General features: G+C 59.7%; 23 protein-coding genes and 1 other RNA gene. 4 read left to right on the top strand and 20 right to left on the bottom strand.

All coding sequences use genetic code 11. The annotated features are described in order from the left end of the window. Positions 1 to 4: 4 nt before the first annotated feature. The 15 genes from ftsA to rsmI all read right to left on the bottom strand — a co-directional run bounded on the left by ftsA (position 5) and on the right by rsmI (position 16,387). The gene (ftsA, locus tag I6L41_RS18460; protein ID WP_005336148.1) at positions 5 to 1,264 is read right to left on the bottom strand and encodes a cell division protein FtsA; all 1,260 of its coding nucleotides are present in this window, start codon (positions 1,262 to 1,264) and stop codon (positions 5 to 7) included. After that, on the bottom strand, positions 1,245 to 1,997 hold the full coding sequence (locus I6L41_RS18455) for a cell division protein FtsQ/DivIB (RefSeq protein ID WP_005336149.1): 753 nt from the start codon (positions 1,995 to 1,997) through the stop codon (positions 1,245 to 1,247). The genes ftsA and I6L41_RS18455 overlap by 20 nt, the downstream gene beginning before the upstream one ends. 97 nt (positions 1,998 to 2,094) lie before the next feature. Beyond that, entirely contained in the window at positions 2,095 to 3,549 is a 1,455-nt protein-coding gene (gene murC, locus I6L41_RS18450; protein ID WP_216960541.1) for a UDP-N-acetylmuramate--L-alanine ligase, read from the bottom strand. Positions 3,550 to 3,660: 111 nt separating this feature from the next. Next, positions 3,661 to 4,743 carry an undecaprenyldiphospho-muramoylpentapeptide beta-N-acetylglucosaminyltransferase gene (gene murG, locus I6L41_RS18445; protein ID WP_202004359.1) on the bottom strand — a complete coding sequence of 361 codons (1,083 nt, stop codon included), beginning with the start codon at positions 4,741 to 4,743 and terminating at the stop codon, positions 3,661 to 3,663. Further along, positions 4,743 to 5,924: a cell division protein FtsW gene (gene ftsW, locus I6L41_RS18440; RefSeq protein WP_107684326.1), complete on the bottom strand. Its 1,182-nt coding sequence runs from the start codon at positions 5,922 to 5,924 to the stop codon at positions 4,743 to 4,745. Before ftsW ends, murG begins: the two co-directional genes overlap by 1 nt. Beyond that, positions 5,921 to 7,204, bottom strand: coding sequence for a UDP-N-acetylmuramoyl-L-alanine--D-glutamate ligase (gene murD, locus I6L41_RS18435; protein WP_042079680.1), 1,284 nt, complete (start codon positions 7,202 to 7,204; stop codon positions 5,921 to 5,923). Before murD ends, ftsW begins: the two co-directional genes overlap by 4 nt. Before the next feature lie 4 nt (positions 7,205 to 7,208). Continuing rightward, complete coding sequence (gene mraY / locus I6L41_RS18430) at positions 7,209 to 8,291, bottom strand: phospho-N-acetylmuramoyl-pentapeptide-transferase (RefSeq protein WP_005356635.1); 1,083 nt, start codon at positions 8,289 to 8,291, stop codon at positions 7,209 to 7,211. Further along, entirely contained in the window at positions 8,285 to 9,640 is a 1,356-nt protein-coding gene (murF, locus tag I6L41_RS18425; RefSeq protein ID WP_216960538.1) for a UDP-N-acetylmuramoyl-tripeptide--D-alanyl-D-alanine ligase, read from the bottom strand. Before murF ends, mraY begins: the two co-directional genes overlap by 7 nt. Beyond that, positions 9,637 to 11,169, bottom strand: coding sequence for a UDP-N-acetylmuramoyl-L-alanyl-D-glutamate--2,6-diaminopimelate ligase (gene murE, locus I6L41_RS18420; RefSeq protein WP_216960535.1), 1,533 nt, complete (start codon positions 11,167 to 11,169; stop codon positions 9,637 to 9,639). Before murE ends, murF begins: the two co-directional genes overlap by 4 nt. Continuing rightward, a complete protein-coding gene (locus tag I6L41_RS18415) occupies positions 11,102 to 12,856 on the bottom strand; it encodes a peptidoglycan glycosyltransferase FtsI (protein ID WP_005336163.1) in 1,755 nt (584 codons plus the stop codon). The genes murE and I6L41_RS18415 overlap by 68 nt, the downstream gene beginning before the upstream one ends. Continuing rightward, on the bottom strand, positions 12,853 to 13,167 hold the full coding sequence (gene ftsL, locus I6L41_RS18410) for a cell division protein FtsL (RefSeq protein ID WP_005336166.1): 315 nt from the start codon (positions 13,165 to 13,167) through the stop codon (positions 12,853 to 12,855). Before ftsL ends, I6L41_RS18415 begins: the two co-directional genes overlap by 4 nt. A gap of 3 nt (positions 13,168 to 13,170) precedes the next feature. Beyond that, positions 13,171 to 14,109 carry a 16S rRNA (cytosine(1402)-N(4))-methyltransferase RsmH gene (rsmH, locus tag I6L41_RS18405; RefSeq protein WP_111899840.1) on the bottom strand — a complete coding sequence of 313 codons (939 nt, stop codon included), beginning with the start codon at positions 14,107 to 14,109 and terminating at the stop codon, positions 13,171 to 13,173. Continuing rightward, positions 14,110 to 14,568, bottom strand: a complete 459-nt coding sequence (gene mraZ, locus I6L41_RS18400) for a division/cell wall cluster transcriptional repressor MraZ (RefSeq protein ID WP_033115394.1) — start codon at positions 14,566 to 14,568, stop codon at positions 14,110 to 14,112. 442 nt (positions 14,569 to 15,010) lie between these two features. After that, positions 15,011 to 15,397, bottom strand: an RNA gene (rnpB, locus tag I6L41_RS18395) — RNase P RNA component class A. 156 nt (positions 15,398 to 15,553) lie between these two features. Continuing rightward, the gene (rsmI, locus tag I6L41_RS18390) at positions 15,554 to 16,387 is read right to left on the bottom strand and encodes a 16S rRNA (cytidine(1402)-2'-O)-methyltransferase (protein ID WP_216960531.1); all 834 of its coding nucleotides are present in this window, start codon (positions 16,385 to 16,387) and stop codon (positions 15,554 to 15,556) included. A gap of 199 nt (positions 16,388 to 16,586) precedes the next feature. Here rsmI and I6L41_RS18385 point away from each other — a divergent pair, with 199 nt between their 5' ends. The 4 genes from I6L41_RS18385 to dolP are packed head-to-tail and all read left to right on the top strand — an operon-like array spanning position 16,587 to position 19,870. Further along, positions 16,587 to 18,374, top strand: a complete 1,788-nt coding sequence (locus I6L41_RS18385; protein WP_254203336.1) for a penicillin-binding protein activator — start codon at positions 16,587 to 16,589, stop codon at positions 18,372 to 18,374. Then, entirely contained in the window at positions 18,295 to 18,687 is a 393-nt protein-coding gene (locus tag I6L41_RS18380; RefSeq protein ID WP_216960525.1) for a YraN family protein, read from the top strand. Before I6L41_RS18385 ends, I6L41_RS18380 begins: the two co-directional genes overlap by 80 nt. Before the next feature lie 9 nt (positions 18,688 to 18,696). Continuing rightward, positions 18,697 to 19,287 carry an SIS domain-containing protein gene (locus tag I6L41_RS18375; protein ID WP_005336275.1) on the top strand — a complete coding sequence of 197 codons (591 nt, stop codon included), beginning with the start codon at positions 18,697 to 18,699 and terminating at the stop codon, positions 19,285 to 19,287. A gap of 4 nt (positions 19,288 to 19,291) precedes the next feature. Further along, complete coding sequence (gene dolP / locus I6L41_RS18370; RefSeq protein ID WP_005336277.1) at positions 19,292 to 19,870, top strand: division/outer membrane stress-associated lipid-binding lipoprotein; 579 nt, start codon at positions 19,292 to 19,294, stop codon at positions 19,868 to 19,870. Positions 19,871 to 19,912: 42 nt separating this feature from the next. Here dolP and I6L41_RS18365 read toward each other — a convergent pair whose 3' ends face one another. The 5 genes from I6L41_RS18365 to petA form a co-directional block, all read right to left on the bottom strand. Further along, positions 19,913 to 20,338: a ClpXP protease specificity-enhancing factor gene (locus I6L41_RS18365; RefSeq protein WP_005336278.1), complete on the bottom strand. Its 426-nt coding sequence runs from the start codon at positions 20,336 to 20,338 to the stop codon at positions 19,913 to 19,915. Then, the gene (gene sspA / locus I6L41_RS18360) at positions 20,335 to 20,964 is read right to left on the bottom strand and encodes a stringent starvation protein SspA (protein ID WP_005336279.1); all 630 of its coding nucleotides are present in this window, start codon (positions 20,962 to 20,964) and stop codon (positions 20,335 to 20,337) included. Before sspA ends, I6L41_RS18365 begins: the two co-directional genes overlap by 4 nt. An 87-nt stretch (positions 20,965 to 21,051) precedes the next feature. Then, positions 21,052 to 21,786, bottom strand: a complete 735-nt coding sequence (locus tag I6L41_RS18355; RefSeq protein ID WP_216960520.1) for a cytochrome c1 — start codon at positions 21,784 to 21,786, stop codon at positions 21,052 to 21,054. Beyond that, positions 21,783 to 23,000, bottom strand: a complete 1,218-nt coding sequence (locus tag I6L41_RS18350; RefSeq protein ID WP_040068842.1) for a cytochrome bc complex cytochrome b subunit — start codon at positions 22,998 to 23,000, stop codon at positions 21,783 to 21,785. The genes I6L41_RS18355 and I6L41_RS18350 overlap by 4 nt, the downstream gene beginning before the upstream one ends. Positions 23,001 to 23,002: 2 nt before the next feature. Next, positions 23,003 to 23,593 (bottom strand): ubiquinol-cytochrome c reductase iron-sulfur subunit, encoded by a 591-nt coding sequence (gene petA / locus I6L41_RS18345; RefSeq protein ID WP_040068840.1) that lies wholly within the window; start codon positions 23,591 to 23,593, stop codon positions 23,003 to 23,005. Positions 23,594 to 23,637 lie beyond the last annotated feature (44 nt).

Genomic DNA, 23,637 nt, shown 5'->3' with positions numbered 1-23,637 from the left:
ATTCTTAGAACTCGCCACGCAGCCAGTTGCTAACCCGTTTGACCAGGCCACCGACGCTTGCCTTGGCGGCATATTCTTTGTTGCTACCTGTGGCTTGATGGGTGCGGCCATATTGCAGCAACCCGACCGCAGTCGAGTACACCGGTGCCTGCACGTAATCACTCAAACCACGTATGTTCATGGGCTCTCCCACCCGGACCTGGCTCTGGAAGATCTGCTCTGCACACTCCACAATGCCTTCAATCTGGGCAGCGCCGCCGGTCAAGACCACACCGGCTGCCAGCTGATGCTTGACCCCCTGCGCTTTCAACTCGCTTTGTACCCGCACCAGCTCATCATTCACCATGGAGAGCAACTCGGTGTAACGGGGCTCAATCACTTCAGCCAGTGTCTGCCGTTGCAGGCTGCGCGCCGGGCGACCGCCGACACTGGGTACTTCAATATTGTCTTCCTTGCTGACCAGACGGCCGAGGGCGCAACCGTAGCGCACCTTGATCGCTTCCGCGTCGAGCGGCGGCGTGCCGAAGGCGTACGCGATGTCGCTGGTCACAGTGCTGCCAGCGTACGGGATCACCTTGGTGTGGCGCAGGGCACCGCCGGTAAACAGCGACATATCCATGGTGCCGCCACCGATATCCACCACGCAGACACCCAGCTCTTTCTCGTCTTCGGTCAACACCGCATAGCTGGAGGCCAGCGCGGAGAAGATCAGTTGATCCACACGCAAACCGACCTTCTCCACACATTTCTCAATGTTGCGAGCCATGTCGTTGTGGCAGGTGATCAGGTGAACCTTGGCAGCCATCCGTACACCAGAGAGGCCAACCGGATTCTTGATCCCTTCCTGATAATCGATGGCAAACTCCTGAGGCAGTACATGCAGCACGCGCAGCTCGTCGGAGAGGCGAACCGACTTGGCGGTGTGGATAACGTTGTCCACATCCTCCTGGGTCACCTCTTCATCGGAGATGGGCACCATGCCGGTCTCGTTGCGGCAATCAATATGCTTGCCGGACAACCCCAGATAGACCGAGCTGATCTGGCAATCTGCCATCATCTCGGCCTCTTCCACCGCGCGGCGCAGTGACTTGACCACGGAGTCGAGGTCATTGACCCCGCCCTTCTCCATTCCGCGAGAAGCGTGACTGCCCATACCGATGACGTTCAGTTCACCGTCCGGCAATACTTCCCCGACCAGAACCGCCACCTTGGTTGTGCCGATATCCAGTCCGACAATCAAATTCCTATCTGCGGTGTTGGTCATGCACTTTCTCTTCGCTCTTCTTCCAGCCAACTGCCATTCCGGTGTCGTATCGAAGATCCACGTAAGCGACTTGCGCACGGGGTTCGATAACCGGGAAGGCATCGATAAACCGCTGCAGCCGGAGCGCAATGTCATTGCGTCCCAGGAACAGCTTGATATTGCCATCCAGGGTCAGTTCCCAGGCATGGCGGGGGGTCAGATTCACCCCCAGCAACTTGTATCCCTTGGCAGCCAGTTGCGACTCGTACTGCCGACTCTCTTTCAACACCCGGGCGGCCTGGTCATCCGGCCCTGACAGCTGCAACAGCGGCGTCTTGACCCGATCCGGGGCACTGAATACCTTGCCCTTGGTGTTGACGAAGCGGTTGCCATTCCAGCGCGCCGCCACATCTTGTTCCGTGAGGTAGATCTTGATCTTGTTCGGCCACTTCTTTCGTACCGAGACCGAGGCCACCCATGGCAAGGCATTAAGCCTTGCCTGCAATTCGTTGACGTCCAATTCGAAGAAGTTGCGCAGCTCGGCGCCATCCAGCACGGCCATCCGCAGCTCTTCGGTTTGCAAATACTGGTGTTGCCCCTGCAGCAACAGCTCGCTCATGGGCAACCGGTTGGCATCTGTCAGCCAACCTTTAACATCCAGCGCCGTCCGGTAGCAGCCCCATATCACCAGCAGGAAAAACGCTACCCCTGCGATGAAGCCACCCTTGGTGCGCCCCTGTGCCCTTGCCTCCACCCGATCGATCCCCGTGTAACGCGCTAAACCGGCCTTTGACAGACCGGTTCGCCATTATATAGGCCCCGGCTTGGCGGTCAAAATACTCATTGGGCCCTCAGGCGCCAGATTTCATGCTATCTATGCTCAATTTCATCTCTCCGAGACGACGGGCCAGCGCCCCGACGTTCCCGGCGCCTTGAGTCAGCACCAAATCCCCCTCGCCGATCAGGTCGGCCAGCACAGCTGGCACGTCATCCGGTGTAGCGACGAAGATGGGTTCCAGGTTGCCGCGCGAGCGAATGGAGCGGCACAGTGCCCGTCCATCAGCGCCCGGGATCGGCTCCTCACCGGCAGCATAAACCTCCAGCATCACCAGCACGTCTACCTTGGAGAGCACATCGGCGAAGTCCTCGTAGAGGTCGCGGGTGCGGGTATAACGGTGCGGCTGGAACACCATCACCAGCCGCTTCTCGGGCCAACCGGCACGGGCGGCATTGATGGTGACCTTCACTTCGCTCGGGTGGTGTCCGTAATCGTCCACCAGCATCGCCTTGCCGCGACCGGTTTCAAACTCGCCATACTGCTGGAAGCGACGACCGACCCCTTCAAATTTGGCCAGAGCAGAGATGATGGCCTCGTCGCTAACACCGTCCTCTGTCGCGACAGCTATCGCCGCTGCGGCGTTCAATGCGTTGTGAATACCCGGCAAATTGAGGGTCACCAGCAGCTCACCCGCCTCTCTGCGGCGAACACGGAAGCAGCTGTGGTTGGTGGTCTGGACAAAATCCAGCACCTGCACATCCGCATCGTCAGAGAGACCGTAGGTCAAGGTCGGACGGGCAATCTCGGGCAACATGCCACGGATCACCGGATCATCGATGCAGACCACCGCCAGTCCGTAGAAGGGCAGGTTGTGCAGAAACTCGATGAAGGTGGCCTTCAGCTTGGAGAAATCACCGCCGTAGGTATCCATGTGATCCGCTTCGATATTGGTCACGATAGAGACCATCGGCTGCAGATGCAGGAAAGAGGCATCGCTCTCGTCCGCTTCGGCAATCAGGTAGCGGCTGCTGCCCAGGCGGGCATTGGTACCGGCACTGTTGAGCAGGCCACCGATGACGAAGGTCGGGTCGCGGTCGGCTTCGGCATAGATACTCGCCACCAGACTGGTGGTGGTGGTCTTGCCGTGGGTACCGGCAATGGCGATACCGTGGCGGAAACGCATCAGCTCGGCCAGCATCTCGGCGCGGCGCACTACCGGGATCCGCAGTTCGCGGGCAGCCAGCAGCTCCGGGTTGTCCTGCTTGATGGCGGTAGAGACCACTACCACGCTGGCACCCTCAACGTGTTCGGCACTGTGGCCGACGAAGATGTGAGCACTCAGTCCGGCCAACCGCTCGGTCACGGCGTTGCGAGCCAGATCAGAACCCGTTACCTGATACCCTTCGTTGGCAAGCACCTCGGCGATCCCGCCCATACCGGCACCACCGATGCCGATAAAGTGGATGCGACGCACGCGGCGCATTTCGGGGATCACAGTACGCAGTTTTGCCAGTTCAACCTTGGTCATAATCGTCTCTTTAGTCTGCCGCAGGCCATGTGCCGTCAAAGCGCAGTTGCACGGCGGCATCAATACATACAGGTACAAGGCTGCACGGTGTCACCGCTGCAACCTTGCTCATCAATCTTTACCACGCTGCCCGGTTGCGAGCTGTTTGCACTCATCTGCAACCCGCTCGGCCGCATCGATGATGGCGACGCGGCGAGCCGCTTTCGCCATGTTAAACAGGGTCTCCCTGCGACCAGCCAGCCAGGTCAGACGCGCCGCCAGCGATGCGGTATTCAGCTCGGACTGGGGCAGAAACTCGGCGGCACCGCCGTCGACCAGGATCAGGGCGTTACGGGTCTGGTGATCATCCACCGCATGGGGCAGCGGCACGAAAATGGCGGCCACACCGGCGGCAGCCACTTCGGAAACAGTCAGCGCACCGGCACGGCAGACCACCAGATCGGCCCAGGCGTAGGCGCTGGCCATATCCTTGATAAATTCGCTCACCTCGGCATTGATGCCGTGCTGGGCATAGGCAGCAGAGACAGCCTCGGCATTGCCCTTGCCACACTGGTGACGCACTTCAATGGGCACGCCGGATGCCGCCACCGCAGCAGGTACCTGCTCGTTGAGCACCCGCGCCCCCAGGCTGCCACCCACGATCAGCAGATGCAGTGGTTCATCCCCGCTGCGCAGTTGCGGATCCGGCAGGGCAACCACTTCGGGACGTACCGGATTGCCCACCACGGCGGTGCGACGGCTCGGCGCGAAGGCACCTGGAAATGCCATCAGCACCCGCCTGGCGATACGGGCCAGCAACTTGTTAGTCATGCCGGCAGCAGCATTCTGCTCATGGAGCAGCAACGGGATGCCGGAGAACCAGGCCGCCACGCCACCCGGGCCGGAAGCAAAACCGCCCATGCCGAGCACCACATCAGGGCGAACGGTCTTGAGCACCTGACGCGCCTGCAGGATCGATTTGACGATGCGATAGGGTGCCACCAGCAGTCGCTTGATGCCGTTGCCACGCACCCCCTGAATATCGATGAAGGAGATGGGATAACCGTGGGCGGGCACCAGCTCCGCCTCCATCCGGTCGGCAGTGCCGAGCCAGTGGACAGTCCAGCCCTGGGCCTTCAGGCGATCGGCCACAGCCAGACCGGGGAACACATGCCCACCGGTACCACCTGCCATCACCAACAGAGTCTTGCTCACTAAACCTCCCGCACGCGCGCCTGGGCTGTCGCCTGACGCAACTCAAAATCGATTCGAATCAACATGCTCACCGCCACCGACATGATGATGAGACTGGAACCACCGTAACTGACCAGCGGCAGGGTCAAGCCCTTGGTCGGCATCATACCGCTGGCCGCGCCAACGTTGACGAAGGTCTGGAAGCTGAACCAGATGCCGATACCGATGGCCAGATAACCGTCATAGAGCCGCTCGGCCACCAGCGCGCGATGCCCCAGCTTGAGCGCCTTGACCGCCAGCGCAAAAATCAGGAACAGGGCGCCCAGCACCCCGACGTAACCCAGCTCTTCACCGAGGATCGCAAACACGAAGTCGGTGTGCGCTTCCGGCAAGTACTCCATCTTCTGGATGGAGTTGCCAAGCCCTTCGCCAAACCAGCTGCCACGACCAAACGCCATCAGCGACTGGGTCAACTGGTAGCCACTACCAAACGGATCGGCCCAGGGGTCCATAAAGGAGGTCACCCGCCGCATCCGGTAGGGCTCGACGATGATCAGCATCACCACAGAGCCGAGGCCCGCGCCGATCAGGGTCAAAAACTGTCCCAATCGGGCACCAGCCAGAAACAGCATGCCGAACGAGGTAACGAACATCACCACGGTGGAACCCAGGTCCGGCTGCAACAGCAGCAAGACCGCCAGCACCCCGAACACCGCCAGCGGTTTCAGGAAGCCGATCCAGGCTTCACGAACTTCGCTCTGGCGCCGCACCAGATAGCCGGCCAGATAGACAAACAGCGCCAGCTTGCCAAACTCGGCAGGCTGCAGGTTGAAGGGGCCGAGCGGCAACCAGCGCACCGCACCGTTGACGTTCCGCCCCACCAGCAGCACCAGCACCAGCATCAAGATCGCCAGCAGCAACATGGGGCCGTTGTGCTGTTGCCAGCGCGCCATCGGCACCTGCAACACAAACCAGGAGATACCGAGCGCCATCACCAGAAACAGGGCGTGACGTTTCACAAACATGAAGGGGTCATCCCCCAGCGCAATCCCTTCGGGGATCGACGCCGAGGCCACGATGACCACCCCGACCGCCATCAGGGAGAGCGCCAGCAGTACCAGCTGCCGATCGTAGAGACCGGCAGGACGCGCTGGTAACAACCAGCGCTGGAACAGACCTGCTGCTACGCGAAGGGCGTTCATAGTGCCAGCACCATCTCGGTGAAACGATCGCCGCGCACCTCGAACGACTTGAACTGATCGAGGCTGGCACAGGCTGGCGCCAGCAGCACCCAGTCACCGGGCTTGGCATCGGCAGCCGCTTTGGCAACCGCAGCGGCCAGGTCGGCCACCCGTTCGGTCTGCTCGCCCAGTGCCAGCAGCACCTCGGCATCCTGACCGAAGCAGTACATGTGATCGATCTGGTTGCCCAGCAGCGCCTGGATCGGGCCAAAATCCTGCCCCTTGCCCTGACCACCGGCCAGCAGCAGCAGGCGTCCCTTGACCGACTCGCGCACACCGGCAACGGCGGCCAGCGTGGCTCCCACGTTGGTGGCCTTGGAGTCGTTGATCCAGCGCACCCCGTTTACCTCGCGCACGAAGCGGGCGCGATGGGGCAAGCCCTCGAAGCGACGCAGCACGGTAAGCTGAGCCGAACGAGGAATGCCGACCGCATCGCACAGCGCCATGGCGGCCAGCGCGTTGGCCTGATTGTGGGCACCGACGATCTTCATCTCGTCTACCGCCAGCAGTGGTTCACCGTGCAACGTCAACCAGTAGCGGCCATCCAGCAGGCAACGGCCATAGCCATTGCAGTCGAGACCAAAGCTCTGCCACACCTGACCCACATCGGGCAGGGTCTGAGCATCGTCACGATTGACCAGAATGTGTTTGGAGTGCTGATGGATCTCCATCTTGGCGGCGCGATAGTCGGCCATGCCCTGATAACGATCCATGTGATCTTCTGAGAGATTCAGCACCACGGAGGCGGCAGCACGCAAACTGTGAGTAGTTTCCAACTGGAAGCTGGAGAGCTCCAGCACGCAGAGATCCATCGGCTGCTTGAGCAGTTCCAGCGCAGGCGTGCCGATATTGCCGCCCACGCCGACATTGAGACCGGCTTCGGCAATCATCTCGCCCACCAAGGTGGTAACGGTGCTCTTGCCGTTCGAGCCGGTGATAGCGATGACCGGGGTCTGGGTCTCGCGCACAAACAGCTCGATATCACCGACGATCTGCACGCCACACTCGGCAGCCGCTTTCAGTTCGGGGGTCGCCAGCGCGATACCCGGGCTCGCGACAATCATGTGCGCCTGCTTGAGCAGCGCCTCGTCGAGCCCGTGGATCAGCTCCACCTCCGGCGGCAGTTGATCCTTGCCGGGCGGGTTGGCGCGGGTATCCATCACCAGTGGCGTCACGCCACGGCCGAGGAAGTAATCGACACAGGAGAGCCCGGTTTTGCCCAATCCGATGATGATGACCATGGCCTTACCTCACCTTCAGGGTGGCAAGACCCAGCAGCACCAGCACGAGGGTGATGATCCAGAAGCGCACGATAACGCGCGGCTCCGGCCAGCCCTTCTTCTCGTAGTGATGATGGATCGGCGCCATGCGGAAGATCCGCACGCCGCGCAGCTTGTATGAACCCACCTGCAGGATCACCGAAACGGTCTCCATCACGAAGACGCCGCCCATGATCACCAGCAGGAACTCCTGACGTACCAGCACTGCGATGGTGCCGAGCGCGCCACCGAGGGCCAGAGAGCCAACGTCGCCCATAAAGACCTGCGCCGGATAGGTATTGAACCAGAGGAAACCCAGACCCGCCCCGACAATGGCGGTACAGACGATCACCAGCTCGGAGGTATAGGGCACGTAGGGAATGTGCAGGTAACTGGCAAAGTTGACGTTACCGGTAGCCCAGGCGATCAGAGCAAAGCCGCCCGCCACCATCACGGTCGGCATGATGGCCAGGCCGTCCAAACCATCGGTAAGGTTGACCGCGTTGGAGGTACCGACGATGACAAAGTAGGTCAGCACGATAAACATCAGGCCAAGCTGCGGCATCACATCCTTGAGGAAAGGCACCACCAGCTGGGTCTGTCCCTCATGGGTTGCGGTCGCATAGAGGAACACCGCCACCGCCAGCGCTACCGCAGATTGCCAGAAATACTTCCAGCGTGCGATCAGGCCGTCGGTATTCTTGCGCACCACCTTGAGGTAGTCGTCGGCAAAGCCGATGGCGCCATAGGCACCCAGCACAAACAGCACCAACCAGACATAGGGGTTGTCGAGGCGGCACCAGAGCAGCACAGACGTGAAAATCGCAGCAATGATCATCAGGCCACCCATGGTCGGGGTGCCCCGCTTGCTGAGGTGGGACTCGGGACCGTCGTTGCGGATCACCTGACCAAACTTCAGGATCTGCAGACGGCGGATCAGGCGTGGCCCCATCCAGAGGGCAACCCCCAGTCCGGTGATGATCGACAGGATGGCGCGAAACGTCAGGTAGGAGAAGACGTTGAAGAAGGTGAAGTGCGGGGTGAGCAGTTCGGCCAGCCAGACTAGCATGTGGCTGACTCCTGATGGCCTTTGACCATCTCGACGATATCTTCCATGCGGGAGCCACGGGCGCCCTTGACCAGAATCGAAATTTCCTGATGTGTATTTATCATTTGCGCAAGCACTTCAAACAACGACGCCTTGTTATCGAAATGTCGGCCAGCCGCGGCATCTGCGGTGTGGCGACTCTCTTCCCCCACTGTCAGCACGGCATCCAGACCACGCTCGCGGGCATGACGGCCAACCCGGGCGTGTTGCTCGGCAGACTCCTCACCCAGTTCCCGCATATCACCAAACACCAGTACCTTGAAGCCGCCCATGGCGGTCAGGGCATCGATGCCCGCCAGCACGGATTCCACGCTGGCATTGTAGGTATCATCCACCAGGGTCAGACCGCCCCAGCGCTGCACGCAGAAGCGCCCCTTGACCGGTGCCATCTGTTCCAGCCCCGCCTTGACGGAGCCGAGGGATGCGCCGAGGGCCAGACAGCCCGCGGCGGCAGCCAACGCATTGGCCACGTTGTGGCGACCCGGGATCGCCAGAGTCAGGCTCAGCTCACCCTGCGGGGTCACCATCACGAACTCGGCACAACCTTGTTCGTTGAGTACAAGGTTGCGCGCGTGGAACGGCTGGCTCTGATCTTCGATGGAGAAGGCGCACTGAATGCCACGCTCACGCCACTTCGGCCAGAATTCGTTGTCGGCGTTGACGATGGCGGTGCCACCCTCGCTCAGCCCCTCAAAGATTTCGCTCTTGGCGTGGAACACCCCTTCCAGCGAGCCGAAGCCCTCCAGATGGGCCGCCGCCACGTTGTTGATGATGGCGGCATCGGGTTTGGCCAGCGAGGTAGTCCAGGCGATCTCGCCCGGATGGTTGGCACCCAGCTCCATTACCGCAAACTTGTGTTGCGGTTCGAGGCGCAGCAGGGTGAGCGGCACGCCCACCTCATTGTTGAAGTTGCCAGCGGTGGCCAGCACTTCCCCTTCGTTGCGCAGGATGGCGGTTGCCATCTCCTTCACCGTGGTCTTGCCGCAGCTGCCGGTAATGGCCAGCACTTTCGGGTTGATGCGCTCACGCACCAGTTTGCCAAGGCGGCCCAACCCCTTGAGGGTATCGGCTACCACCAGTTGGGGAATGGCCAGCGGCAGCTCACGCTCGACCAGCAGGGCAGAGGCCCCTGCCTGAACGGCCTGCTCGCAAAAATCGTGGGCATCGAAGCGCTCGCCGCGCAGGGCAACGAACAGGGCACCCGCGCCCAGTGTGCGGGTGTCGGTACTGACGACGGTGATCTCGCCATCGTCACCAATCAGACGGGCATCGAGTACCTGAGCCAGCTCGGCAAGCCTGAGGGTCATCATTTGAATGACTCCAATAATGTATGCAAGGCGGCCGCGACGGTTTCCCGGTCGCTGTAGTGCCGCTTGTCGGTTCCAATGATCTGATAATCCTCGTGACCCTTACCGGCCACCAGGATGATGTCCTGTTTGCTCGCCTGACCGATGGCCAGCGCAATCGCCTTGACCCGGTCGTGCTCCACCTGCACCGCAGCAGGATCGCGAAGACCCGCCACCATGTCGGCCATGATCCGGGCCGGCTCCTCGGTACGGGGATTGTCGTCGGTCAGGATCACGCGATCCGCATACTGCTCGGCCATGGCGGCCATCATGGGGCGCTTGCCGCGATCGCGGTCGCCACCACAGCCGACCAGACACCAGAGCTGGCCTGTGCAGTGCACCCGCAGGGCCTGCAATGCCTTCTCCAGCGCATCCGGGGTGTGGGCGTAATCGACCACCGCCAGCGGCGTATCGCCACCGCCAAAGCACTCCATGCGACCGGTCACCGGCTGCAACTGAGGCGCTGTCGCCAGCAGTTCGTTGAAGTCGTAACCGAGCACCAGCATCACGCCCATCGCGGCCAGCACATTGCTGACGTTGAAGCGCCCGAGCAAGGGGGCGGATAATACACCATTCCCCCAGCTGGAGTTAATCTGCGCGCGAAAACCTTGCTGGTGAAAATCGAGCTGCTGCGCCGTTAATTGACGGCCAGAATGGTGTTCAATCGGGCCATTAACACTGAACGCCACCGCTGCCGGGTACTTTTCGATCCACTTGGCACCCAGCTCGTCATCGCGGTTGATCACCGCATTCAACTCATCGACCAGCTGCAGCAACTGTTCTTTGGCCGCGCCATAGGCTTCCATGGTGCCGTGGTAGTCGAGGTGATCCCGGCTCAGGTTGGTGAAAACGGCGGCGGCAAACGGCAGTGCGGCAACACGATGCTGCACCAGACCATGGCTGGAGACCTCCATCGCCACCAGATCCGCCCCCTGCGCTTGCAGCGCAGCCAGATTGGCTTGCACCTGCACGGCGCTGCCGGTGGTATTTTCCGCTTCGATCAAATTGCCAAACAGGCCGTTGCCGATGGTGCCCATCACACCCGCATTGCCACCCAGCAGGGTGCGCCAGTTGGCGACCAGCAGTGCCGTAGTGCTCTTGCCGTTGGTACCGGTGATCCCGACCAGATCCAATTTTTGGGCTGGCTGATCGTAGAAATAGCCCGCAAGAGCAGAGAGGTGAGCGGGCAAATCCCGCATCCCGATACAGGGAACCGGAGTAGATGGTGGGATAAATTCACCATCCTCCTCAAACACAACAGCGGTCGCTCCCTGAGCCACCGCCTGTTCGATAAACCGTCTGCCATCCACCTGATGACCACGAATGGCCACGAAGAGCGAGCCGGGGCCAACCCGCCGACTATCCAGCTGGATATCGGTCAGGGTGAGCGCCGGCGCCTGGATACCGAAGGGGCGCAGTAATGCATCAAGTGCGCGGGACAAGAGAAGCCTCCGTACGGGCAAGTTTGGTGGGCACCGCTGGCGGCACCGCATCGGGACGAATATTGAAGAGCTGCAGCACCCCGCCCATGGCCTCTGCAAACGGTGGGGTCGCCACGGCGCCGCCATAATAGGCGCTGCCTTTTGGCTCGTTGATCACCACCACCATGACGAAACGGGGATCACTGGCGGGTGCGAAACCGGCAAACCAGGCCATGTAATCCTTGCCATAGCCACCGGCAACGGCGACCTTGGCGGTACCACTCTTGCCGCCAACCCGATAGCCCGGGATCTTGGCTTTGGGAATGGCGTTGTCGACCACGTACTCCAGCGCCTGCAACATGGCAGCGGCGTTGTTGTGATCGATAACCTGCTCACCCTTGGGCGGCGTAGTCACCTTGACGATGGAGAGCGGCACCCGTTTGCCCTTGTTGGCCAGGGTGGCATAGGCGGAAGCCAGTTGCAGCGGGGTGACTCGCAGACCATAACCGAACGAGAGGGTTGCCCGCTCGATATCGGACCAGCGGCGACGCTGGGGCAGCATGCCGCTGCTCTCGCCCATCAACCCGCTGCCGGTATCCATGCCGAAACCGAACATGCTAAGGGTGTTGATCATCTCCTGCGCCGGCATCCGCAGCGCGATGCGCGACATACCGATGTTGGAGGAGTAGCGCAGGATATCGTAGAGGTTGGTCGCCTTGTGGATACTGACGTCCTTGATCTGCTTGGCACCGATAAAGAGCGGACCACCGGGAATGAAATCTTTCCAGCTGGTGACCCCTGCCTGCAAGGCACTGAGCAAAATCAATGGCTTGACGGTAGAGCCCGGTTCGTAGGTATCAGTCACCACCCGGTTGCGTACTCGGAAGCTCTGATACTGGCCGCGGTTGTTCGGGTTATAGGAGGGGGTGTTGACCATGGCGAGCACTTCACCGGTCTTGATATCCAGCATAACCATGGAGCCGGAGGTCGCCTTGTTCTCGTCGGTTGCCCGCTTGAGGGCACGGTAGGCCAGAGCCTGCACCCGCTGATCGATACTGAGCTGCAAATCGTTGGCGTTCTTGCCCTCTTTGACGATGCCAAGCCGCTCGATGACGCGACCTTGACGATCCTTGCGCACCCGCATTTCGCCGGGTGTCGCCGTCAGCCACTCATTGTAGCTGCGCTCAATCCCTTCAATACCGCTGCCATCGATGTTGGTCACCCCCACCAGATGGGCGCTGATCTCGCCGGTCGGATAGAAGCGGCGCGCTTCAGGGCGCAGGTAGACGCCACCCAGCTTGAGCCCCTTGATATATTCCGCCACCGCAGGAGTAACCTGACGCTGCAGATAGACGAAACGCTTGCTGGGGTTGGCGATGCGGTGTTTGAGGGTATTGATGTCGAGCTTGAGCACGGCGGAGAGCGCCAGCCAGGCTCGCTCATTATTGATGGCACCGGATTCGTGTACGGTCTTGGGATCGGCCCAGACCGCCTCGACCGGTACAGAAACCGCCAGCTGCTCGCCGTTGCGATCGGTGATCATGCCGCGCACCGCCTGGGTAGAGGTGGTACGCAGGGAGCGCATGTCCCCTTCCTGACGCAGACGATCCGGATTGATCACCTGGATCCAGGCCAGACGCAGGATCAGACCCACAAACGCGATGCCGATAAACACCGCAAGCGTGCGAAAGCGCCACGGATAGATCGATGGCGCTTTGACATTCGCTTTGGCAGCTTTGGCTGTAGCCTTGCGTTTCATGGTTGGGTAATTACCTTCTCGGTGGTCACCAGAGGACGACCCATCTGCAACTTGTCCATCGCCAGACTCGCCACCCGGGAGTGTTCAGCCAGGGTGCCCTGCTCCAGCAGCAGGTGGCGCCATTCGATATTGAGGCGATCCTCTTCCGCCATCAGATCGTTCTGCTTGGCCGTCAGACCACGGGTCATGTTGGTCACCAGGATCACGGCAAACGCGGTCACCAGCACGGCGACCGACAGAAAAATCTGCAGCTTGTGCCGCCAGAGATCCGCAACGATCTCCTTGGCCAGATGAACACGCACTTCGCTCATCGCTTACTCCGCCAGCCGTTCGGCAACCCGCAGCACCGAGCTGCGTGACCGGCTGTTTTCAGATACTTCATGATCAGAAGGCTTGAGTGCCTTGCCGACCGACTTCAATTTGCGACCGCCAGCCAGCTGGGCTTCGGTCAACGGAATGCCGTAAGGCACTTCCGGCCCCTTCTCGTGCTTGCGGATGAAATGCTTTACCAACCGGTCTTCCAGCGAATGGAAGCTGATCACCGACAGACGGCCATGTGGTGCCAGCACTTCCAGCGCACCGTTGAGCGCGGTCTCGATCTCGTCCAGCTCGCTGTTGATATAGATGCGAATGGCCTGGAAGCTGCGGGTTGCCGCATGCTTGCCCTTCTCCTTGCTCGGATTGACCCGGGCAATCATCTCCGCCAGTTGACGGGTACGCACATAAGGTTCGGTCATGCGGTCGTGCACAATGGCACGGGCGATCTTCTTAGCAAAACGCTCCTCACCGAAGGTCTTCAGCACCCAGGCGATGTCATCCACATCGGCCTTGGCCAGCCACTCGGCGGCGCTCTGGCCGGAGGTGGGGTCCATCCGCATATCGAGCGGACCATCTTTCATAAAGCTGAAGCCCCGCTCGGCATCATCCAGCTGGGGTGAAGAGACCCCCAGATCCAGCAGGAAGCCATCCACCTTGCCCAGCAAACCGCGCTCATCCAGATAGGAGGCGATGCCGGAGAAGGGGCCGTGCACGATTTCGAAACGGGGATCCTGGATCTTGGCTGCTTCGGCGATCGCCTGGGGATCGCGGTCGATGGCGATCAGGCGGCCATTGGGGCCAAGGTGCTGCAGGATCAGACGAGAATGACCACCACGGCCAAAAGTACCGTCGACGTAGACACCGTCCGGCTTGATGGCCAGACCTTCGACGGCTTCGTGCAGCAGCACTGTGATGTGTTCAGCGGCTTGGGTCATTTATAAAGAGAAATCCTGTAGTCGTGGTGAGCTTGCCCAATCGTCCCCGGGCAGACCCAAGATGTCGTCATTGACCTGTTGTTGCCAGCGGGCTTCATCCCACAACTCAAACTTGTTGAGCTGGCCCACCAGCATGATTTTCTTGTCCAGCCCCGCATGGTTGCGCAGTGGCTGACTGAGCAGCAGACGGCCATTGCCATCCAGCTCGCACTCGGTTGCATGTCCCAGCAGCAGTCGCTGCAAACGGCGCTCTGCGGGATTCATGCTGGAAAGCGTCTTGAGCTTGCGCTCGACCTCTTCCCACTCATTCAGGGGATAAAGCAGCAGACAGGGATGGGCAATATCGATGGTGCAGACCAGCTGGCCGTCGCTTTCGTCGCGCAGCCAATCACGGAATTTGGTCGGAATTGCCAGCCGCCCTTTACTGTCCAGGCTGATGGCATGAGCGCCACGCAACAAATTGCAGTCCCTGAAGGTGAGTGAGCAGGCAGATTGCCCCTCTAAAAACCACTTTGATCCACTTTTCCCCACCTTGAAGTTTAAGGACGTGCAGGGGGCTTTTCAAGCAAGGAGATGGGACAGAAGGAACATATTGACGCAGCAATTGCATACCGCAGATTGAGTGGGTTGATTTTCCACAAGTTATTTGGCGTTAAACTCTGGTGATTAATTGAAATAAGTGAATGAACTGAGAACACACACAATATGCGGGTGCGAACAACCATCCTGGGTTCTATCACCATCTATCGCTGCCATCGTGCCAAATACAAAACTATTCGATTGATTTAAAACATATATTTTCATGCAAAATGACAAGGTCGAAAATATCCTGCCAACGAAGCCATATTTTCTCATGCATAAAAAAGAGCCCCGCGATAAATCGCAGGGCTCTTCGGAATGAGGTCGGAGTCGGCCTGTAAGCCGGGTTCTGTACCGGGTTGCCCCGGGTAGCAATCATTCCTCTAGGCCAGCAATCGCTCGCTGGCTCAAGCAACCTACCCGCCCCCAACGCGGGCCGCGCCAATAGGGGCCTATTTGGTCTTGCTTCGGGTGGAGTTTACCGTGCCACGAACTGTTGCCAGTCGCGCGGTGCGCTCTTACCGCACCCTTTCACCCTTACCTGATCCCTTGCGGGCCATCGGCGGTCTGCTCTCTGTTGCACTGGTCGTAGGCTCACGCCCCCCAGGCGTTACCTGGCACCCTGCCCTGTGAAGCCCGGACTTTCCTCCCCTCCGCCCGTCTGTCCCGAGGGACACAACGACGAAGCAGCGATTGCCCAGCCAACTCCGAGGCGCGGATTATAGCCTTGCGATACGCACGGGGTAAACCGGCAATTCCCGTTTACAGCCATTTATCGCGCTTTGGCCCCCGTTTACATGCTGAATGCTCGCCGGTTCGGGGGATTGCACAGGTCAGAAAACAGCCTTACGGCCTATTAACCGGCTCAATAGTGCTCGAGGCCGTATTTGTAGAGGGCATTCTTCTTCACGCCGTGGATCTCGGCGGTCAGGGCGGCCGCTTTTTTCAGTGGCAGTTCTGCCACCAGCAGTCCCAAAGTGCGGATCGCCTCGGCCGGCAGATCCTCTTCCTCTTTGGAGGCGCCAGCCACGACCAGCACGATCTCGCCGCGGCAGCGGTTGTCATCTTCACCAAGCCAGACCAGCATTTCGGACGCAGGCAGACCGTGGATTGACTCGAAGGTCTTGGTCAGCTCGCGGCACACCACCACCTGACGCTCGCCGAGAATGCGAGCAATAGCTTCCACTGTATCCTGCACACGGCGCGGGGATTCGTAGAACACCAGCGAGCGGGTGTCTTCAATAACGGCTTGCAGGCGATCGTCACGTCCCTTGCTCTTGGCGGGCAGGAAGCCCTCAAAGGCAAAGCGATCGGTGGGCAGACCGGCCGCGCTCAGGGCGGTGATGGCGGCACAGGGACCGGGCAGCGGCACCACCTTGACCCCGGCTTCACGACAGCGGGTGACCAAGTGATAACCGGGGTCGCTGATAAGCGGGGTGCCGGCATCGGAGACCAGCGCAACACTCTTGCCCTCTTTGATCCGGCCGATCAGCACATCGGCTTTCTGCTGCTCGTTGTGATCGTGCAGGGCGAAGGTCGGCACCGAGATTTGGTAGTGGCTGAGCAGGATACCGGTATGACGGGTATCTTCGGCGGCCACCAGATCGACACTGCGTAAAATGTCCAATGAACGCTGGGTGATGTCCGCCAGATTGCCGATCGGAGTGGGGACTATATACAGGGTTGGGATGTCACTCATGGGATCTCCGAGTGCCCCGACAATTGTGTCGCCATATTGGCCCGTTTACACTATGGGGAACTTCAACACTGGTCGGGGAATGAACTTGAACCGGGTTACAAAGCAGCTAAGTGTATCACGACTCTTCGGCATCATACTCGCGGCAGTACTGCTCGCCGCCTGTGCGTCGGAGCCCAATCAACCGTCAGGGCAGTCAGGCATGCCCTCTGCGTTCTCCAATCTGACCAAGAATGCCCAGTGGTATCTTGAGCAGGTGGATCCCGCCAAGCCGGCCGAGGCCTTTACCTGGCAGATGCTGGCGGCACGCAGCTATCTGGCGCTGGGCCAGGCCAAACCGGCCTCGGCACTGTTCCAGCAATTGCAGAAGCAGGCCAAGGATCCCGTTCAGAAGGCGCAGTTGCAACTGCTGCAAGCCCATCTGTTGCTGGCGCAAGGCCACGCCAATCAGGCGCTGATCCTGCTGGAAGGCAAACCTGAGGTGGTGCTGGATGCCGATACCCAGAAGGATTGGTATCGCCAGCGCGTAGTGCTGCAGCTCGACATCAACAACAAGTTTGGCGCAGCCAAGTCGTTGATTGCACTGGAGCCCTACCTCAATCAGAGCGAGCAGGCGACCAACCATCAGCAGATCTGGTCGCTGCTCAAGAGCATGACTCCTTCCACCCTGCAAGCGCTGGAAGAGGCTCCGGCCCCTGATGTGACCACCGGCTGGCTACGACTGGCGGCACTGGTCAACGAGTTTGGCGCCCAGCCGAGCTTGCTGGCCCGCCAGCTGGCAGGCTGGAAGCGCGACTTCCCCAACCATCCAGCCCAGAAGGATATGCCGGCAGGATTGGGCGATCTGGCGGCCACTGCCAGCACCTCGGTGCAACAGATCGCTGTGCTGCTGCCCCTCTCCGGCAATCTGGAGCCGCAGGGCGCCGCCATCCGTAACGGTATGCTGATGTCTTATAAGGAAAATCAGGGGCAATTCACCCTGAACTTCTACGACACCCAGAGCAAGTCAACCGGCGACCTTTATAAGCAGGCGATTCAGGAAGGGGCAGACATGATCATCGGCCCGCTACTGAAAGACCGGGTCGAGGAGCTGCTCAAGGCCAATCCGACAGTGCCGGTACTGGCGCTCAACGAGCTGGACAAGCCGGTCGTCAACGACACCACCTACTACTTCTCCCTATCTGCCGCCGCAGATGCCGCCCAGGCAGCCCAGTACCTCTACACCCAGGGCTACCGCAAACCGCTGCTGATCGCCGCCCAGGGACGGATCGGTTACAGCAGTATCAAGGCGTTCGAGCAGAGCTGGGCCACCCTGAGCCAGGACAAGCCGGTCGTCGCCACCTTCGGTGCCCGCAACGAAGTGCAAGGGATGGTCAAGAATGCTCTGAGCGGCCGCTCTACCGCCCGTGCTGGTGAAGTGGTGCAACTCTCTGATGCCGCACCGCGCAGCATCGATGCCGTTTATGTGGTGGCCAACAGCCTGGAAACCCGGATGATCAAGCCCTACGTTGATATCTCGGTCAATCCGATGGGCAGCCTGCCCATCTACACCAGCTCCCGCGGCTACGACAGCGCAGCCACCGAGGTCGCCTCCGAGCTCAACGGCATGCATATCGCCGATATGCCGCTGCTGCTGGGCGGCTACGAGAAACAGCGCGAGCAGATCGCCCTGCTCTGGCCGCAGACCCAAGGTGACCTGTTGCGCCTGTTTGCCATGGGCTACGATGCCGTCAGCCTGGCTGAGAACCTGCAGCAGATGCGCAAGGTGGGTGGCATGCAGCAGGCCGGCATGAGCGGTCAGCTGAGCGTGGATGCCCAGGGTAATATTGTGCGGATGCTGAGCTGGGGTACTTACCAGAACGGCAAACTGGTCGACGAGAACGCCGTTCAGCAGCTGGAGGAGCCCTCCAATGAAGGAACTATGGAAACGGATACGCCAGCAGTTGCCGAACCTGCTCCCCTCACCAACGAGCAAGGGACAGCACTTTGAACAAGTCGCTGAACGCTGGTTGCAGGCCCGGGGCCTGCAACCGGTAGCTCGCAACTACCGCTGTCGTGGCGGTGAAATAGATCTCATCATGCACCAGGGCCAGACCCTGGTGTTTGTTGAGGTGCGCTACCGGGCCACCGGCAGCCATGGCGGGGCCGCCAGCTCGGTCACCCGCAGCAAACAGCACAAGATCATGCTGGCAGCGCGCCACTATTTGAAGCAACATGCCATCAACGAGGCCCATCAGGCCTGCCGATTCGATGTGATTGCGTTCGAGGGCGACCAGCCAGCCTGGATCCAGAACGCATTTTAAGAGGACCCTATGACTGACCGCATCAAAGAGAACTACACCGAAAGCATCCAGACCAAGATAGCCGCCGCCGAGGCGCTGCCGGATGCCATCCATACTGCAGCCCAGATGATCACCATCTGCCTGCTCAATGGCCACAAGGTGCTGGCATGCGGTAACGGTCCTTCTGCCGCACTGGCGCAACTGTTTATCTCCGAGCTGGTCAACTGCTACGAGACCCAGCGCCCCTCCCTGCCCGGCATGGCCCTGACCCCGGACATGGCGACCATCAGCGCCATCGCCACCGACCACGGTTTTGAAGAGGTCTACGCCAAGCAGATCCGCGCGCTGGGCCAGCCTGGCGACATTCTGGTGGTCATCACCACCTCTGGCCACAGCCGCAGCCTGATCAAGGCCGCCGAAGCCGCCCTCTCCCGTGACATGACCATAGTGGTGCTGAGCGGGGGTGACGGTGGCGAAATGGCAGGTCTGCTCGGCCCGAACGATGTGGAGATCCGTGTTCCCTCCGCCCGTCGCCCTCGCATTCTGGAAGTGAACCTGTTGACCCTGCACTGCCTGTGTGATCTCATCGACCAGACACTTTTCCCGCAACAGGAAGATTGAAACCATGAAAAAGCACACTATCCTGCTCGGTCTACTGGTTAGCACCCTGCTGCTGCAAGGCTGCGCAGCCCTGGTTGTTGGCGGCGCCGCAGGGACTGCCAAGGCCTCTGGCGATCGCCGAACCCTGGGCGCGCAGTGGGATGACCAGACCATCGAGCTGAAAGCGGCCAATCTGCTGGCCGACAACAAACCCCTCAGTGCAGCCAGCAAGATCAGCGTCTACAGCAACAATGGCCGCGTCCTGCTGGTCGGACAGACACCTTCTGACGTTTACAAGATTGAGGCGGGCAAAATTGTCAGTCGCATCGAAGGGGTGCGCCACGTCTACAACGAATTGCGCATCGGCCAACCTGCCAGTTTCACCACTCGCAGCAATGACTCCTGGATCACCTCCAAGGTGAAAGCCGACATGTTCGGCACCAAGAACTTCGACAGCACCAAGGTCAAGGTGGTCACCGAGAACGGCGAGGTGTTCCTGATTGGTCTGGTGACTCGCCAGGAGGGAGAGCAGGCAGTCAACATCGCCCGCCATGTCACAGGCGTGAAGCGCGTGATCAAGGCCTTCGAGTTCGCCCAGAACTAAGCCAACGCGGCATAAAAAAACGCAGCCAATCGGCTGCGTTTTTTATTTGATCACCTTCAGGGTCGGACGACCGCTTGGACGCGGCGGTTCCGGCTCAGGCTCCACCGGCGCTTCAGCCTGCTCAAGCCAGATATCGTAACCCGGCTCGGGCGGGAACATGGTGCCCACGCCGTTCTCCCGGGCATGGATAGCCAGCACTGCCGCCATCGGGATATAAACCTGCTGGGAGACGCCGCCAAAGCGGGCACTGAAGCTGATAGCCTCGTTATCCATGTGAAATTGCATCACGGCTCGGGGCGCGATATTCAGCACAATTTGCCCGTCCTGAGCAAACTGCATCGGCACCATCACATGGGGAATGTTGACGTTGACCACCAGATGAGGGGTCAGATCGTTGTCCAGCAACCAGTCAAAGAACGCCCGTAACAAGTACGGGCGGCTCGGTGTCATTGTCGGTTCCATGCTCATACGCCAGCACGGATCTCGCGTTCGGCTTCGGTCAGGGAAGCCTGGAAGGACTCACGCTCGAACAGACGAACCATGTAGGCCTTCAGCTCTTTGGCGCCACGACCGGTCAGGTCGATGCCAAGGCTTGGCAGACGCCACAGCAGCGGTGCCATGTAGCAATCCACCAGACCGAACTCTTCGCTCATGAAATAGGGCATTTCACCGAAGATCGGCGCGATGGCCAGCAGGTTGTCACGCAGTTCGTTGCGTGCCGCTTCAGCATCGGTACCGGCCATGATCTTGTCAGCCAGGGAGTACCAGTCCAGCTCGATGCGGTGCATCATCAGACGGCTGTTACCACGGGCAACCGGGTAAACAGGCATCAGGGGCGGATGCGGGAAGCGCTCGTCCAGATACTCCATGATGATGCGCGAGGTGTAGAGTGCCAGCTCACGATCAACCAGGGTCGGTACAGAGTTGTACGGGTTCAGCTCGGCCAGCTCATCCGGCAGATTGGCTGGATCAACCTGGCAGATATCCACGCTAACACCCTTCTCCGCCAGGACAATACGCACCTGATGGCTGAACATATCGTTGGCACCGGAAAACAGCGTCATTACCGAACGCTTATTGGCAGCTACAGCCATTGAACCCTCCCGTCATTAAAAAGCAGAAACGGCAATGAAGCATCTTGGTCTTCATTGCCGTGCATTATATTACCCGTATCTGGTCGCTTAGTGAACGTCGCGCCAGAATTCCTTCTTCAACAGCACAGTGAAGATGAAGAAGATCACGATGAAACCAAGCACCCAGAAGCCCATGCGTTCACGCTCCTGTTGTACCGGTTCAGCTGAGTAGACCAAGAAGTTTACCAGATCCAGTACCGTCTGATCATACTCTTCGTCATCCATTTCACCATTACCGTCAGATTTGATGCTGACAACCTGCTGGGTCTCGACTCCATCGACCGTGTGAGTGACGAACTCGGCACGGGGGGTTCCCTGCAACGGCTCCAGCACATGGGGCATGCCCACGGACGGGAACACGGCGTTGTTCACCCCGAACGGACGGGTCTCATCCACGTAGAAAGAACGCAGATAGGTGTAGATCCAGTCTGCACCGCGCACCCGGGCAACCAGAGTCAGATCAGGGGGCGGCGCACCAAACCACTTGGCGGCATCCTTCTCTGACATGGCGCTCTTCATCAGGTCACCGACCTTTGCGCCGGTGAAAATCAGGTTCTCTTTCATCAAATCTTCGGGGATCCCGAGATCTTCTGCGACCCGGTTATAACGCTGATACTGGGTAGAGTGGCATCCGGCGCAATAGTTCATGAAGGTGGCCGCGCCACGTTGCAGCGATGCCTTGTCACTCAGATCGTAATTGGCTTTGTCCAGATGAACAGCTCCGCCACTTGCAAATACCAAAGATGGCAGCAGGGTCAGCACTGCAAATATTATTTTTTTCATTTAAATGTAACCCTCTCCGGCAGCGGCTTGGTGCGTTCGTTTTTGCTGTAGAAGAACAACAGCACGAAGAAACCGAAATAACCCAAGGTACAAATCTGGGCAACCAGCGTCAGGGTCGGCGTCGACGGCAGTACACCCAGCACCCCCAGGATGATAAAGCAGACCACGAACTGGGCAATGTTCAGCTTGTGCAGCTTGCTGCGATAGCGAACAGAACGCACCTTGCAGCGATCCAGCCACGGCAGCAGGAACAGTACCACGATGGAGAGGCCCATCATGATGACGCCAAGCAGCTTGTCAGGTACCGCACGCAGAATCGCGTAGAAGGGGGTGAAGTACCACACTGGCGCGATGTGAGCAGGAGTCTTCAGGCCGTTGGCCACTTCAAAGTTCGGCTTCTCGAGGAAGTAACCCCACATATCCGGCTTGAAGAAGATAATGGCGCAGAAGAAGAACAGGAAGCCCGCCACACCGATCATGTCCTTGACGGTGAAGTAAGGGTGGAACGCCACCGCATCCAGCGGCCAGCCGTTTTCGTCCTTGTGCTTCTTGATGTCGATACCGTCCGGGTTGTTGGAGCCCACTTCGTGCAGCGCCAGAATGTGCATGGCAACCAGCATCACCAGCACCAGCGGCAACGCGATGACGTGCAGCGCGAAGAAGCGATTAAGGGTCGCACCGGAGATGACGTAGTCACCGCGGATCCACAGGGTCAAATCGTCACCGATGACCGGAATGGCGCCAAACAGCGAGATGATGACCTGGGCACCCCAGAATGACATCTGGCCCCAGGGCAACAAGTAGCCCATGAAGGCTTCCGCCATCAGCACCAGGAAGATCAGCATGCCGAAGATCCACAGCAGCTCACGAGGCTTCTGATAAGAGCCATAGATCATGCCGCGGAACATGTGCATGTAGACCACGATGAAGAATGCAGACGCACCGGTTGAGTGCATGTAACGCAGCAACCAGCCGTACTCCACATCGCGCATGATGTACTCCACGGAGGCAAACGCACCTTCCGCAGAGGGGTTGTAGTTCATGGTCAACCAGATACCGGTGATGATCTGGTTGACCAGCACCAGCATGGCCAGCGAGCCGAAGAAGTACCAGAAGTTCAGGTTCTTCGGTGCCGGATACTTGGCCATGTGGTCGTTGTACATGGCCGTGAGCGGGAATCGATAATCGATCCAGCCCATCAGTTTACTCAACATGGTCAGGCCTCCTTGCCATCGGCACCGACCAGGATGGTGGTGTCATTAATGAATTGATAGGGCGGAATGACCAGGTTCAGCGGTGCAGGCACCCCCTGGAACACACGGCCGGCCATGTCGAACTTGGAGCCATGGCACGGGCAGAAGAAGCCGGACGTAACGCCCTGCACCTGCTCGCCAAAGCTGTCAGGCAGATAGGAAGGTGAACACCCCAAGTGGGTGCAAATACCGACCGCGACAAAAATTTCGGGCTTGATCGATCTGTACCCGTTATGGGCATAGTCAGGCTGCTGCGGCTCTTCAGATGAGGGATCCCGCAGCTTGTCATCATGCGCGGCTAGGGCATCCAGCGTCTGTTTGGTGCGTTTCACCACCCAGACAGGCTTGCCTCGCCACTCGACACGGATGAGCTGACCCGGTTCCAACTTGCTGATATCGACTTCAACCGGCGCACCGGCTGCTTTGGCCTTGGCGCTCGGATTCCATGACTTTATAAACGGCACTGCGGTAAACGCAGCTCCTACCCCACCAACGGCAACCGTTGACCAGGTAAGAAATCTGCGGCGACCGGTATCAACTGGCGCATTGCTCATCCAAAAACTCTCCCATGTGGACTCCGCACATTCTTATAGTGTCC

The organism is Aeromonas sp. FDAARGOS 1411 (assembly GCF_019047125.1).
GTDB lineage: Bacteria > Pseudomonadota > Gammaproteobacteria > Enterobacterales > Aeromonadaceae > Aeromonas > Aeromonas veronii.
Note: the sequence above shows the minus strand (reverse complement) of the source record. Positions and strands in the feature narration are given on the sequence as shown.